The organism is Mesotoga infera, from assembly GCF_900157305.1.
In the GTDB taxonomy this organism is placed as follows: domain Bacteria; phylum Thermotogota; class Thermotogae; order Petrotogales; family Kosmotogaceae; genus Mesotoga; species Mesotoga infera.
Genome location: NZ_LS974202.1, coordinates 357,829 through 370,950 on the forward strand (window position 1 = coordinate 357,829; position 13,122 = coordinate 370,950).

Consider the following 13,122-nt stretch of genomic DNA (forward strand, 5'->3'; position numbering starts at 1 on the left):
GTCACCTCACTCCTGAGGATTGCTAGTTTCTTCTCTGTTGGCTACAACAACTGTTATATGGCTAAAACGCTTCTGCTGTATATCTGCTCTTCCTCTGCCGCGAGGCCAGAGCCTCTTCATTCTCGGGCCATCGTCAACGACGGCGCTTACGACGTAGAGGTTATCCACGTTCAGCCCGAAATTGTTCTCTGCATTTGCGACTGCGGAACGGAGAACTTTATACACGAGTCTGGACGCTTTCTTTGGAGAGAACTCAAGTATCTGGAAAGCATCCCCCACGTTTTTGTTTCTTATGGCATTTACCACAGATCTTGCCTTTCTAGGAGAGATCCTGGAGTATCTGGCCACAGCTTTCGCGCTGGTAACAGGTGTCGCCGCTTCTGCTTCTTTTCTGGCTTTATGAAAGGCAGAACGCTTCTTTCTCTGTTCTGCTTGAGGCATATCGGCATCCCTCCTCATTTGACTTCACCCTTCTTGCTCTTCTTGTCTGCGTGACCACCGAACCGTCTTGTGGGAGAGAATTCGCCCAGTCTGTGTCCGATCATATTCTCTGAGATATAAACTGGTATATGCTTCATACCGTTATAAACGGCGATAGTGTGTCCGATCATCTCCGGGAGAATCATAGAGGCTCTGCTCCATGTTTTGATTGGTTTTTTCTCTCCTTTTTCATTCAGCTCTTTTATCTTTTTCAAGAGGCTCGGGTGTACGAATGGTCCCTTTTTCTTAGATCTCGACATCTTCAACTACACCCCCTGATTAATTCTGATTCCTGCGCTTCACTATGAGGTTATCGGAAGCCTTTTTATGCTTTCTTGTCTTATAACCTCTGGCCGGTTGACCCCAGGGGCTCTGTGGCAGATGACCTTTGGAACGACCTTCTCCTCCACCCATCGGGTGGTCGACCGGGTTCATCGTCATACCTCTGACCGCAGGTCTGACTCCCAGCCATCTCTTTCTTCCGGCCTTTCCGTGTATTTCGTTGGAATGCTCTTCATTGCCAACCATGCCGATGGTCGCCATGCACTTCACCACGACTCTTCGTAGTTCGCCCGACGGCATCCTCAGCAGAGCGTGTCTGCCTTCTTTTGCCATGAGTTGTGCGAAGGTGCCCGCTGCACGGGCAATCTGTCCGCCCTTTCCAGGAAGGAATTCGATATTGTGAACTATCGTGCCTACAGGAATTCTCTCCAGAGGCATAGAATTTCCTACAGAGATCTCTGCGTTCTCTCCATTGAGGATTCTGTCACCGACTTTTAGACCCTTGGGAGCCAGCATGTATCTCTTCTCGCCGTCCACGTACTGAAGAAGAGCTATTCTGGCCGTTCGATTCGGGTCGTACTCAATAGAAACAACTCTAGCAGGAATGCCGAGCTTATCTCTCTTGAAGTCAATTATCCTGTACAGTCTCTTATTGCCGCTACCCTGATGTCTGACCGTGATTCTTCCGTGATGGTTTCTTCCGGCCTTGCTCTTGTTTGGTTCGACCAGAGACTTCTCGGGATCAGATCTCGTTATCTCTTTATAATCTGGGAGAAGCATGAACCTTCTGCCATGGGTGACGGGATTGAACTTTCTCAATGCCATATCATCTCACCTCACCTTAATGCTGGCCTTCGAGTTCTTTTATCCTGTAACCGACCACCAGAGTAACAACGGCCTTCTTCCAGGATCTCGTTTTACCAACAAAGACTCCGCGTTTTTTCGGCTTCGCCTTAATATTCATAATGTTTACCCGATCCACTTTCACATTGAAAAGCTTCTCCACGGCGTCCTTAACTATGTACTTATTGGCATCTTTATGTACTTCAAAAATGTACTTGTTCAATTCACTCGCTGCAACTGTTTTTTCCGTTACCAGCGGTCTGAGGAGAACATCTCCGTAGTACTTTTTATCAGCCATTACCCCAGCACCTCCTCGATCTTGCGCACAAGATCAGTGGTGATGACCAGTTTTTCATGGTTCACGATGTCATAAACGTTCAGACCGTCTATGTTGGTCTTGTTGCCGTTGGCCGAGTTTCCAGGGTTGTCGGCTATTATGACTTTTACGCCATAAATGTTTTTTCCTGAAAGTCTAACGTTCTGATACTCGTCCTTCTGCCAGGGCAGAATGAAAAGGGTTTTCTGAGTCTTATCGAGTCCGAGATTACCCATAACGTTTCTCAGTTCTCTGGTTTTCGGTCTGTCAAACTTAAGATCGTCGAGAATAATGAGATTACCTTCCTTAAGTCTGAGGCTGAGAGCCGACCTCAGTGCAACCTTTTTCATTTTCTTGGTCATCTTTATGGACCAATCTTTGGGTTTTGGTCCGTGAATTACGCCACCATGCCTCCATAGAGGGCTTCTGGTGGATCCGACTCTTGCTCTTCCTGTGTGTTTCTGGGCCCAGGGTTTTCTACCCCCGCCACTCACTTCCGATCTGGTCTTGACAGCTGCCAACCCGGCACGTCTTCCGGCCAGCTGCATGTTGACATATCTGAACATAACGTCCAGATTGGGCTCAACATTGAATATCGTTTCATTCAGCTCAACCGTACCAACTTTCTGTCCGGCCATGTTCACAACGTCGGCTTGAGCCATGTTGCGTCCTCCTTCCAACACATTTTCGGGGCTATCTAGTTGCGCTCTTAATCACTAAGAGGCCGCCCCTCGCTCCTGGAACTGCGCCATAAATGGCTATGAGTCCGTTCTCTGCATCGACTTTTACTACAGTCAGGTTCTTGATTGTCTTCTTCTCGTTACCGTACTGCCCGGGCATCTTCTTGCCTTTCCAGATTTTCGCCGGTTCGGTGTGGTTACCAACTGAGCCGAGTTCTCTGTGGAATTTCGCTCCGTGAGAAGCCTCCCCACCCCTGAAGTTCCATCTCTTCATGGCACCAGAGAAACCCCTTCCTTTCGAATAACCGGTTACATCAACCTTTTCGCCTTCTGAAAAGACACCGACTTCTATGATATCACCAACGGTGTAGTCGTTGATGTTACCAACTTTGAACTCCTTGAGAACTCTGTGTGGCTTAACCTTGGCAGCCTCAAATTTCTTCACCAGCGGTTTGGTCAATATCTTCTTGGCTCTCTCTGGAGTGAGTTCTTCAAATCCAACCTGTATGGCATCGTACTCACCGCCTTCCAGGGTCTTCTTCTGCACAACTGTACATGGACCGGCTTTCACTACGGTAACTCCGAAGGCTTTTCCGTCTTTGTATAGAGTTGTCATACCGAGCTTTCTACCCAATATACCTTTCATTCAGCACACCTCCGAAGTCTGCTTACAATTTGATCTCCACATCAACACCCGCGGGGAGGTCCACCTTCATAAGAGAATCTATCGTTTTCGGCGTTGGATCGAGTATTTCTATTAATCTCTTATGTACAAGCTTCTCGAACTGCTCTCTTGCATCTTTGAATTTGTGGGGCGATGTCAGAACAGTGTAGAGCGTCCTCTCCGTTGGCAATGGCACCGGACCTGATACTTTGGCATTGGTGAGCTTTACGGCCTCGACGATCTTCTTGGCGGACAAGTCAAGTAGTTTATGATCGTAAGCCTTCAAGCGAATCCTGATTTTTTGCTTGGCCATGCCTTAATGTTCCCTCCTTCTGTAAACAGGGAAGGGAGAGAAACCTCCCTTCTCCTGGAAAGACCCTTAAATCACTCGATTATGGAGCTGACGACTCCGGCGCCCACAGTTCTGCCACCCTCTCGGATAGCGAATCTCATACCCTTTTCGATGGCGACCGGGTAGATCAGTTGAATCGTCATTTCGATGTTGTCGCCGGGAATAACCATCTCTACACCCTCTGGAAGATCTGCGATCTCTCCGGTAACGTCGGCTGTCTTAATGAAGAATTGGGGCCTGTAACCCTTCGTGAATGGAGAATGGCGCCCTCCTTCCTCCTTCTTCAAGACGTAAACGTTGGCGGTGAATTTTCTGTGGGGCGTTATAGACCCGGGCTTGGCAAGGACCTGACCCCTCTTGACTTCTTCCTTTGCAATACCTCTGAGAAGAGCCCCGATATTGTCGCCGGCCTGTCCTTCGTCGAGCAGCTTTCTGAACATTTCCACTCCGGTACAGACTGTTTTCTTGGTTTCGTAGGAGAGTCCGACGATTTCGACTTCGTCTCCGACATGGACCGCACCGCGCTCGATTCTACCAGTAACGACCGTTCCTCTTCCGGTGATGGTGAAGATATCTTCAACGGGCATCAGGAATGGCTTGTCGGTTTCTCTAACTGGATCCGGGAAGTAATCATCGCAAGCCTTCATCAGTTCGTATATCTTTTCCGTCCACTCATTCGGGGTTTCTGTTTCCAGAGCGAGAAGTGCAGAACCCCTGATGACAGGAAGTTCATCGCCCGGGAATTCGTAAGACGAGAGAAGTTCTCTGACTTCTTCTTCTACGAGTTCTACGAGCTCTTCATCATCGACAGCGTCGACTTTGTTTATGAATACAACCATTGCGGGAACGTTGACCTGTCTGGCGAGAAGAACGTGTTCCCTGGTCTGGGGCATAACACCGTCAGTAGCGGCGACAACGAGAATGGCTCCGTCCATCTGGGCCGCGCCCGTGATCATGTTCTTTATGTAGTCAGCGTGTCCGGGGCAGTCGATATGTGCGTAATGCCTCTTCTCGGTCGAATATTCGATGTGCGAAACGTTGATCGTGATTCCTCTTGCTTTTTCTTCGGGTGCCTTATCGATAGCATCGAACGGCGAGAAGTCTGCGAGGCCTTTGAACGAAAGGCTCTTCGTTATTGCCGCGGTAAGCGTCGTCTTGCCGTGGTCGATATGCCCGATGGTACCGATGTTAAGATGGGGTTTGGTACGTTCGAATTTTTCCTTAGCCATGGTTTCCCTCCTCCAAAACTTTTTGGGATCTTTATTTTCCTAGTATTTTCTCGGCTATTTTCTCCGGTACTTCAGCGTAATGCGAGAACTGGATTACATGGATGGCCCTTCCCTGCGAAAGAGATCTACTGACCGTCGCATAGCCGAATAGTTCCGACATGGGTACGTGAGACTTGATAATCTTCAGACCGCCTCTAGCTTCAAAACCTTCTATCTTGGCGCGTCTCGAGTTCAGGTCGGCTATGAGATCACCCATATATTCTTCGGGGGTGTTTATTTCTAAGGCCATTATGGGCTCTAGCAGAACAGGGCTGGCCTTTCTGGCGGCTTCCTTAAAGGCCATTGAACCGGCTATGCTGAAAGCGATCTCGGAAGAATCCACTTCGTGATAAGAGCCGTCAAGCAAAGTGACTTTTACATTAACCATTGGATAGCCGGCAAGATATCCAGTATCCATAGCCTCTCTCACACCGCGCTCTATAGGTTTTATGAACTCTTTGGGTATTGTTCCGCCCACAGTCTTGTCTTCGAAAAGGAAGTTCGAGCTGTTGTCTTTTATCGGTTCGACTCTGAGAATTACGTGACCGTATTGGCCCTTACCGCCGGTTTGTCGTATGTACTTAGCTTCACCCACAGCAGAGGACCTTATCGTTTCCCGGTAGGCCACCTGGGGGTTTCCAACACGAAGGGAAACGTTGAACTCTCTCTTTATCCTCTCGACTATGACTTCCAGGTGCAGCTCGCCCATACCCGAAAGTATCGTTTCTCCAGTTTCGCTATCAACAAAACTCTTCAACGAAGGATCTTCCTCCACCAGTGCAACCAGCGCTTTGGTCAATCTCGCCGCGTCGTCCTTCGTCTGGGGTTCAATGGCGATAGATATGACCGGTTCGGGGAACTCGATCTTTTCCAGTACAACTCGCGGTTCATCGACAACTACCGTCTCTCCGGTCATGGTGTTTCTCAAGCCGATCACAGCCACTATATCTCCAGCCCTTATATAATCGACTTCTTCTCTTTTGTCGGCATGCATGAACAGAAGTCTGGAAATTCTCTCTTTTTGATTCTTGTTCGTATTGTAAACATACGACCCTTTTTCAAGAGAACCGGAATAAACTCTCAAAAAAGTGAGTTTTCCCACGAATGGATCGACCATTATCTTGAAAGCCATGGCCACAAAGGGATCCTCCTCGTTGGGAAAGATTTCTATCTCCTCGTCGCGGTCAAGTACATGCCCGATAACAGGCGGCAGATCCTTCGGCGAAGGTAGATAATCTACAACGGCGTCAAGTAGTGGCTGGATACCCCTGTTCCTGAAAGCCGTCCCGCAAAGAACCGGTGTCATTTTACCATCGAGAGTTCCCTTTCTTATGGCAGCCTTCAATCTGTCAACAGGTATCTCGTCCCCTTCAAGATAAATCTCGATAAGTTCTTCGTCGTACTCGGCCACGTGCATAATCAGATCTTCACGGGCCTCTTCCGCTTCGTCTTGAAGAGATTCCGGTATATCTTCGTAGCCATATTCCGTGCCTTCATGGTTGTACCACTTTACGGCTTTCATTTTTACCAGATCAACTATTCCGTCAAAGCTGGACTCCGAACCTATTGGAAGCTGAATCGCGATGGGATTAGCCTTCAATTTTTCCACCATGGTTCTCATCGCGGCTTTGAAATCGGCTCCGATTTTATCCATTTTGTTCATGAAGGCTATGCGGGGCACGCGGTACTTATCGGCCTGCCTCCAGACCGTCTCCGATTGAGGCTCCACTCCTGCCTGAGCATCGAAAACGGCAATAGCTCCATCCAACACTCTTAGCGATCTCTCGACTTCTATTGTAAAGTCAACGTGTCCGGGTGTATCGATGATGTTAATCCTGTGGTCCTTCCAGAATGCTGTAGTAGCGGCGGAAGTGATAGTGATTCCTCTTTCCTTCTCCTGGTCCATCCAGTCCATAGTCGCGGTACCTTCATCCACGCTTCCGAGCTTGTAATTCTTTCCGGTATAGAAAAGAATCCGCTCGGTAGTCGTAGTTTTACCGGCGTCTATATGAGCCATTATGCCAATATTTCGGGTTTTTTCTAAAGTAGTAATTCTCTCTTTCACTATCTACCCTCCCGCGGAAGGACGCTTACCATCTGAAGTGAGCGTATGCCTTTCCAGCCTCCGCCATTTTATGGACATCTTCTCTCTTCTTAACGGCGTTTCCCTGGCCGTTATAGGCGTCTATTAACTCGAGAGCTAGCTTGTCCCTGAGAGGCTTACCTGATTTAGAACGTGCGGAGGAAACTATCCATCTTATCGCAAGAGAAACCGCTCTTCTTTCCGGTACTTCGAATGGAATCTGATAGGTCGCACCGCCAACTCTTCGCGGTCTAACCTCCAGAAGAGGCTTGACGTTTCCTATAGCCTTTTTGAAAGCTTCCATCGGCGGTTGCTTGGTTTTTTCCGAAAGGGTTTCGAGCGCCTTGTAAACGGTCATCTCCGCTTTACTTTTCTTTCCACCTATCATTATTTTGTTTATCAGCCTCGTGACCACTGCATCGTTGTATATTGGATCCAGTACTACTTCACGCTTTTCGGACTGTCGTCTTCTCATCTAGACTTGCCTCCTCATTTCTTGGGTCTCTTTGCTCCGTAGCGGCTCCTGGCCTGCTTCCTGTTGGCAACTCCTTCGGCATCGAGAGTACCTCTGATTATCTTGTAGCGAACACCGGGAAGGTCCTTGACTCTACCGCCTCTAACCAGTACAACGGAGTGCTCCTGAAGGTTGTGTCCTTCTCCTGGAATGTAAGCCGTCACTTCGGTTCCGTTCGAAAGTCTAACCCTCGCTATCTTTCTCAAAGCAGAGTTTGGCTTCTTGGGAGTCATAGTCGAGACCCTTACACAAACACCACGCTTCTGAGGATTGTTTTCTAGAGCTGGTGAAGCAGATTTCTGTTTCAGCTGTTTTCTTCCGTGTCTTATCAATTGATTTATCGTGGGCATCTGCTTTCGATTCGCCTCCTTCTAAACATTTAGCCGAAAGCAATTGTACAATGGACTTTTGGAACTGTCAAACTAGAACAGCGTCCTTATGATATTGAAAAAAAGAAATTTACAGACATTTTACTTACACTTGCAAAGAAGACTTTATGAGAGCGAAGTAGGCGATCTCCTGGTTTATATCGCCCCTCTTGAATTCCTCGTCGAGATCTTGGAGGCACAGCAGGAGAAAAGCGATCTTTCTCCGATCCAGCGAAGCGGTTATATCTATATTCTGCTCACCGCTGCCGGAGAAGTTGAATCCCACAATCTTCGAGATCCTAGATGCCGAGATGCCGGTCGCTTCGGAGAGTGATTTGACTTCTTTCCACGAGAGTGTACCCCCTGCGGTTTTATGTTCAAGCACCGTGCCGATCTCGATCAGGATCTTCGAGAGTACAGAGGAGAAAAGTGGAAAGGGCAATTGCCTATGGTCAAAATCGTACAGGAACTCCGGGCCACAGCTCAAAAAAGTGAAGACCAGAGCCTCGACTTCGACCTCAATATCCTTCACCACGTATTTGTCGACCATCGCGGCGGTTATATTTCGGTCAACGACCTTGAGCTTTTCGAGTTCGCTCAGTATCCTTAGCTCATCTTTGCCGACTTTTTCGATCATTCTCTTGATCGAATCGCGAGTAGCCTTCATCTGAAGCTGTGAGGCGATGTTGATACCATGTTCAACCCACCGCTCCTCTTCCCACGGTTTTGGCAGTTCGAAAGATACCTTTATCTTTTCGATACCCGGATCTATGGAACCATCGATAAAGATATCGAGAGATGGATCTATGTATTTGAGAAGTCTCTCTATCGACTTTTTTTCTTCCTTTTTCCATTTGGAGAAACCGTCGAGTCTGACGGCCGTTTCGCCGAACATATTCGAAGAGGAGATAACCGTTCTGAATTTGTATTCTTTTTCGTCGTGATCGGAGGATATCCTCCGGCAGTTCGGGGCTCGGGCCGATATGAAAAACTCTTTCAGTACCAGACTTTCGCCGGTTATCTCAAATACCATCGGCCTCTCCAACTCCCAGCCACACTTCTATTCTGTCTTCCAGAGGGTGCCCGGCCTCGGGGAATTGTTTCATAACCTTCCCTGCCCCGTGAACGATGAGCTTGTCGATTCCGTAGATTTTCCTTACTTCGCTCACATCAATCAGTGTATAGCCAGTAAGATCCGGCATTTTCCAGTTGTATATTCCTTCGTATTTCTCTTCTTCAATATCTATTTTGTATATTTTTTTGACTATCGAAGCGAACATCGGGGCAGCCACATAGCCACCGTAATAGACACCGGCCTTCGGCGTATCGATCATGATGTAAAGCGTGTAGACTGGATTTTCCACAGGGAAGAAACCATAGAAGAGTGCGTAGTAAGTTTCGTCGTTGTACCCTCCAGGTCCGGCTTTTTGAGCCGTCCCGGTCTTACCGGCTATTCTAATCCCATCGACCTGCGCGAGTGTTCCCGTACCGTTCAGGACGACACTCTCAAGAACGGGGATCATCTCTGCCACCAATTCTGGGGAGAAGAGAATTCCATCGACCTTCTTCGGAACGTTGACGAATCCATCTTCATTCCTAATAGCTTTCAAAAAAGTGGGAACGATGAACTGACCACCCGCGGGGAAGACATTTAGAGCCTTAACCATTTGAAAAATGTTCACGCCCAGACCCTGACCGATCGGAAACTGGTAAGGCGATATGAGCGACCAGACCGAAGCTTTTGGGAAAATTCCCGGCGTCTCACCGGGAAGATCCACTCCCGATAACCTTCCAAATCCCATATTTTCAAGTGCGGCATACATTTCATTCTTTCCAAGAGTGTTGAAAATCTTTCCACCGACCTGCACGGTCGCCACGTTACAGGAGTTTATAATCGCCTCCCTGAAGGTCTGGACACCGTGTCTTTCACCCTCGACGTCGCGTATAATTATGTTCAGTCCGGGGACCGGCTGTATCCTCCCGTCGCAATTGAAAGTCATCTCTTCGTTGATGGCCCCTACTGTGAGAGCAAGCGAATAGATCAGCGGCTTAATAGTAGATCCCGGTTCGAATATTCCCTTCAAGCCGAGATCCCAGTTGTATGTGCCGGCGTAAGAGAGTACTTTGCCGGTCTTACTATCGAGAAGTATGGCAAGCCCTCCATCGGCCATATTTTTTTCGACGGTTTTTTGTAGCTCTTCGTAAACCATTCTTTGGAGATCTATATCTATAGAGAGATAGATGTCGCTCCCGTTTATCGGTTCTTCTCTCTTGGCACCAGTTAAAGTCCGCCTGATCAATCCGTCTTTCTTTCCGGAAAGGATCTCGTCGTACTGCAACTCTAGCCCGTTCAGAGGTACCCCACCTTTGTCCAGCGAGCCTATTATTCTGTCTAGTCCGTACTCTTTGAAGGTCAATCTCTCCCTCTGCATCTCCAGAGATATATACCTCTTGGTAAGGGGGGTGATTTTTCTCATCATTTCCTCGTTAGTCGGGGAGGTTCCAAGAAGCATGAAACTTTTAGTGCCGCGAAGGTTCTCTTCAAGAGTTTTGTATGATATTCCGAAAGCGATTTCTATGTTTCGTAAAACCTTTTCTATCTGTTCAGCAGAAGTCGATAGCCTGAGATAACCCAGATCCAACCAGGCTTCATAAATGATCGAATCACTTGCAAGCAACTTTCCGTCGGAATCATAAATCGATCCCCTTAGAGATGGGATGCGGTTTATGCCAACAACAACCGGTATATCCGGCTCGGTGAAGAGCGAAAAATAACCGGCTCTTACAGCGAATACAGCCACGCAGAGCACAAGAATTATGTACAAAAGAAAAACTCTGTTAGTGAGATTTCGAATTTAAGATCCACCTCACAGAAAACTACTTTTCAGCCCTTATCCCTACGACAGTCTCCAAATAAGAAATTTCTCGCACTACGTTCTCCAGGCGAGATTCCATGACCGTAAGGTTCTGTTCTTTTTGTCTTACCAACTCAGAGATCTTATCGGCCTCATTGCCGAAATAGAATGGAAGAGTGACTGAAACTGCCAGGGAAAGAAAGATAATCAGAACCTGTAAAAAACCAAACAAACCCTTTGCGTCACTGCTAACCAAGGCCTGTCCGTCTTCATGTACCAGTGGCTTCCGCTTCGCTGTAATAGATTGCACGAGATGTTCCTCCCTTCAAATCCGCTCCGCTGCCCTCAATCTTGCGCTTCTTGCCCGTAGATTGAGATCAATCTCATCTTTAGACGGCAATAGGGGTTTCTTCGTAAGTATCTTCAACTCAATGTCCATCTTTTCTCTAAACACCCTTTTAGCTATACCATCTTCCAGAGAATGAAAAGAAATAATTACAACACGACCGCCTGGATTAAGATAACAGGGAATTGCCCTCAGTGCCTTCTCGATGTTTTCCAGCTCATCGTTCACTTCAATCCGAATAGCCTGAAAAGTGCGAGTTGCGAAATGACTCTTTCTTTTGTACCTCTCGGCCGGTGGTATCGCCTTCTTGATAGCCTCTACGAGATCTTTAGTGGAATACAACGGTCTTCTTGAGATGATGCTTCGTGCGATCTTCCTCGCAAACCTCTGTTCCTCACCGTACTCGAAAATTATCCTCGCGAGGTCCTTCTCACTGTAGCCGTTCACGACTCGCTCAGCTGTAAGTTCTCTTGAAAGATCCATACGCATATCCAGCGGTTCGTCGATATCGTAGGAAAAACCCCTTCCCAGAGACTTCAACTGAAAGGTAGAGACTCCCACATCCAGTAAAAAACCATCAACCTTGGTAACACCGAGCTGTCGCAACACAATTTCAAAATTAGCATAAGATAGATTGAAGAGCTGGAAGCATCCCTGATAATCTTTCAGGTTCCGCTCCGCTAACTCCAGAACCTCCCGATCTACATCGAGCCCTACGACTCTAGATAGACCTTTGGTGGCCTCAAGAATAGCTCTCATATGGCCACCTTCTCCAGCGGTACAATCAAAATAAAGACCGCCCTCTTGCTTAGAAAGCAAATAATGGAGCGCTTCGTGAATCATTACGCTCCTATGGTGTTCGTCATATTGCCTTGACAACTAATTCACTCCGCTTGAAGAAATCATACCACTTTTTGGTGGGCAATGTCAAACATTTGGAAAATTTATTCAAGAGATTTCTCTATCGCCGAGAAGAAAAGCAATTCTTTTTCGATGAATTCTTCTATGTCGCCATCCATAACCGATTGAATATCCCCAGTCTCTGTTTCCGTTCTGTGATCTTTCACCATCGTGTAAGGCTGGAATACGTAAGATCTTATCTGGTTGCCCCAGGAGATATCTTTCTGGTCACCCATGAGCTTGAGCTTTTCGTTCCTCTTTTTCTCGAGCTCGATTTCGAAAAGCTTGGCGTAAAGCATTTTCATGGCGTTTGCCTTGTTCTGGTGTTGAGACCTCTCTGTCTGGCAGGCAACTACTATACCCGTCGGTAGGTGAGTTATTCGAACGGCAGAATCGGTTTTGTTAACATGTTGGCCGCCAGCACCGCCTGACCGGTAAGTGTCTATTTTCAGATCTTCTGGTCTTATCTCGATCTCCGGGACTTCTTCCATTTCTGGAAAGACGCTGACGGACGCAAAAGAAGTATGCCTCCTGTGGTTGGCGTCGAACGGGGAGATCCTGACCAGTCTGTGAACTCCCGCTTCGAACTTCAACTTTCCATAGGCGTAAGGTCCGGCAAAGTTCAGAGTCACGCTTTTTATTCCGGCTTCGTCTCCGGGTAGTTCATCGACGATCGTGACTTTGTATCTGTTCGCTTCGGCCCATCTCGTGTACATGCGCATCAACATCGAAGCCCAATCCTGAGACTCGGTTCCACCAGCTCCAGGATGGATCGATACAAAACAGTTGTTGTCGTCGTACTTACCGTTGAGGAGAATGGTTAGTTCAAATTCTCTAACTTTTCTCGACGCTAGGGCGACAAGTTCCTCCACGTGGTGGATGTAGCTCTCATCTTCCGAGGCCAGTTCGACGGCGATATCGATATTTTCGAATTCGCCCTCCACGTCTTTCAACAATTCAAGAGTGTTTCTGAAAGACTGAGCTTCCTTTCCAAGCTGGGAGGCCTGCCTTTTATCGCTCCATATTGATGGATCGCTCATTTTGTTCTCGATTTCCCTCAGCTTTTCCTTCATTCTCTCCAGATCAAGCGTTCCCTTTATCGAGTCGAACTTGTCTCTCAATTCCTGAATCTTTGAGTTGATTTCGTAACTGATCAAACCACACCTCCGTA

Annotated in this window: 16 protein-coding genes; all 16 read right to left on the reverse strand. The window is 47.7% G+C overall.

The window, feature by feature from the left end; genetic code table 11:
• Positions 1 to 6 precede the first annotated feature (6 nt).
• Positions 7 to 441 carry a 50S ribosomal protein L22 gene (gene rplV / locus MESINF_RS01695; RefSeq protein WP_169698235.1) on the reverse strand — a complete coding sequence of 145 codons (435 nt, stop codon included), beginning with the start codon at positions 439 to 441 and terminating at the stop codon, positions 7 to 9.
• Between the two features lie 14 nt (positions 442 to 455).
• Entirely contained in the window at positions 456 to 740 is a 285-nt protein-coding gene (gene rpsS / locus MESINF_RS01700) for a 30S ribosomal protein S19 (RefSeq protein ID WP_169698236.1), read from the reverse strand.
• A gap of 19 nt (positions 741 to 759) precedes the next feature.
• Positions 760 to 1,587: a 50S ribosomal protein L2 gene (gene rplB, locus MESINF_RS01705; RefSeq protein ID WP_169698237.1), complete on the reverse strand. Its 828-nt coding sequence runs from the start codon at positions 1,585 to 1,587 to the stop codon at positions 760 to 762.
• 16 nt (positions 1,588 to 1,603) lie between these two features.
• Positions 1,604 to 1,903, reverse strand: coding sequence for a 50S ribosomal protein L23 (gene rplW / locus MESINF_RS01710; RefSeq protein ID WP_169698238.1), 300 nt, complete (start codon positions 1,901 to 1,903; stop codon positions 1,604 to 1,606).
• Positions 1,903 to 2,583, reverse strand: coding sequence for a 50S ribosomal protein L4 (gene rplD, locus MESINF_RS01715; protein ID WP_169698239.1), 681 nt, complete (start codon positions 2,581 to 2,583; stop codon positions 1,903 to 1,905). The genes rplW and rplD overlap by 1 nt, the downstream gene beginning before the upstream one ends.
• Before the next feature lie 31 nt (positions 2,584 to 2,614).
• Complete coding sequence (gene rplC / locus MESINF_RS01720) at positions 2,615 to 3,247, reverse strand: 50S ribosomal protein L3 (RefSeq protein ID WP_169698240.1); 633 nt, start codon at positions 3,245 to 3,247, stop codon at positions 2,615 to 2,617.
• Positions 3,248 to 3,269: 22 nt separating this feature from the next.
• Complete coding sequence (gene rpsJ / locus MESINF_RS01725; RefSeq protein ID WP_006492343.1) at positions 3,270 to 3,578, reverse strand: 30S ribosomal protein S10; 309 nt, start codon at positions 3,576 to 3,578, stop codon at positions 3,270 to 3,272.
• Between the two features lie 71 nt (positions 3,579 to 3,649).
• Positions 3,650 to 4,846: an elongation factor Tu gene (gene tuf, locus MESINF_RS01730; RefSeq protein WP_169698241.1), complete on the reverse strand. Its 1,197-nt coding sequence runs from the start codon at positions 4,844 to 4,846 to the stop codon at positions 3,650 to 3,652.
• Between the two features lie 31 nt (positions 4,847 to 4,877).
• Entirely contained in the window at positions 4,878 to 6,902 is a 2,025-nt protein-coding gene (gene fusA, locus MESINF_RS01735; RefSeq protein ID WP_231936931.1) for an elongation factor G, read from the reverse strand.
• Between the two features lie 73 nt (positions 6,903 to 6,975).
• Positions 6,976 to 7,443 (reverse strand): 30S ribosomal protein S7, encoded by a 468-nt coding sequence (gene rpsG, locus MESINF_RS01740; protein WP_169698243.1) that lies wholly within the window; start codon positions 7,441 to 7,443, stop codon positions 6,976 to 6,978.
• 14 nt (positions 7,444 to 7,457) lie between these two features.
• Positions 7,458 to 7,832 carry a 30S ribosomal protein S12 gene (gene rpsL / locus MESINF_RS01745; protein WP_169698244.1) on the reverse strand — a complete coding sequence of 125 codons (375 nt, stop codon included), beginning with the start codon at positions 7,830 to 7,832 and terminating at the stop codon, positions 7,458 to 7,460.
• A gap of 124 nt (positions 7,833 to 7,956) precedes the next feature.
• Positions 7,957 to 8,883 (reverse strand): DNA polymerase III subunit delta, encoded by a 927-nt coding sequence (locus tag MESINF_RS01750; RefSeq protein ID WP_169698245.1) that lies wholly within the window; start codon positions 8,881 to 8,883, stop codon positions 7,957 to 7,959.
• The gene (locus MESINF_RS01755) at positions 8,873 to 10,675 is read right to left on the reverse strand and encodes a penicillin-binding transpeptidase domain-containing protein (protein ID WP_231936805.1); all 1,803 of its coding nucleotides are present in this window, start codon (positions 10,673 to 10,675) and stop codon (positions 8,873 to 8,875) included. Before MESINF_RS01755 ends, MESINF_RS01750 begins: the two co-directional genes overlap by 11 nt.
• A 52-nt stretch (positions 10,676 to 10,727) precedes the next feature.
• Positions 10,728 to 11,015 (reverse strand): hypothetical protein, encoded by a 288-nt coding sequence (locus MESINF_RS01760; protein ID WP_169698246.1) that lies wholly within the window; start codon positions 11,013 to 11,015, stop codon positions 10,728 to 10,730.
• Positions 11,016 to 11,030: 15 nt separating this feature from the next.
• Complete coding sequence (gene rsmH, locus MESINF_RS01765; RefSeq protein WP_231936932.1) at positions 11,031 to 11,894, reverse strand: 16S rRNA (cytosine(1402)-N(4))-methyltransferase RsmH; 864 nt, start codon at positions 11,892 to 11,894, stop codon at positions 11,031 to 11,033.
• Positions 11,895 to 11,995: 101 nt separating this feature from the next.
• On the reverse strand, positions 11,996 to 13,108 hold the full coding sequence (gene prfB / locus MESINF_RS01770) for a peptide chain release factor 2 (RefSeq protein ID WP_169698248.1): 1,113 nt from the start codon (positions 13,106 to 13,108) through the stop codon (positions 11,996 to 11,998).
• Positions 13,109 to 13,122: the final 14 nt, after the last annotated feature.

Bases quoted from the DNA above. Each gene is read 5' to 3' on its own strand.
- rpsL (WP_169698244.1), bottom strand. From the start codon at position 7,832: ATGCCCACGATAAATCAATTGATAAGACACGGAAGAAAACAGCTGAAA.
- rplW (WP_169698238.1), bottom strand. From the start codon at position 1,903: ATGGCTGATAAAAAGTACTACGGAGATGTTCTCCTCAGACCGCTGGTA.
- rsmH (WP_231936932.1), bottom strand. From the start codon at position 11,894: ATGATTCACGAAGCGCTCCATTATTTGCTTTCTAAGCAAGAGGGCGGT.
- rplD (WP_169698239.1), bottom strand. From the start codon at position 2,583: ATGGCTCAAGCCGACGTTGTGAACATGGCCGGACAGAAAGTTGGTACG.
- tuf (WP_169698241.1), bottom strand. From the start codon at position 4,846: ATGGCTAAGGAAAAATTCGAACGTACCAAACCCCATCTTAACATCGGT.
- rplB (WP_169698237.1), bottom strand. From the start codon at position 1,587: ATGGCATTGAGAAAGTTCAATCCCGTCACCCATGGCAGAAGGTTCATG.
- rplV (WP_169698235.1), bottom strand. From the start codon at position 441: ATGCCTCAAGCAGAACAGAGAAAGAAGCGTTCTGCCTTTCATAAAGCC.
- rpsS (WP_169698236.1), bottom strand. From the start codon at position 740: ATGTCGAGATCTAAGAAAAAGGGACCATTCGTACACCCGAGCCTCTTG.
- rpsG (WP_169698243.1), bottom strand. From the start codon at position 7,443: ATGAGAAGACGACAGTCCGAAAAGCGTGAAGTAGTACTGGATCCAATA.
- rpsJ (WP_006492343.1), bottom strand. From the start codon at position 3,578: ATGGCCAAGCAAAAAATCAGGATTCGCTTGAAGGCTTACGATCATAAA.
- rplC (WP_169698240.1), bottom strand. From the start codon at position 3,247: ATGAAAGGTATATTGGGTAGAAAGCTCGGTATGACAACTCTATACAAA.
- fusA (WP_231936931.1), bottom strand. From the start codon at position 6,902: ATGGCTCATATAGACGCCGGTAAAACTACGACTACCGAGCGGATTCTT.
- MESINF_RS01750 (WP_169698245.1), bottom strand. From the start codon at position 8,883: ATGGTATTTGAGATAACCGGCGAAAGTCTGGTACTGAAAGAGTTTTTC.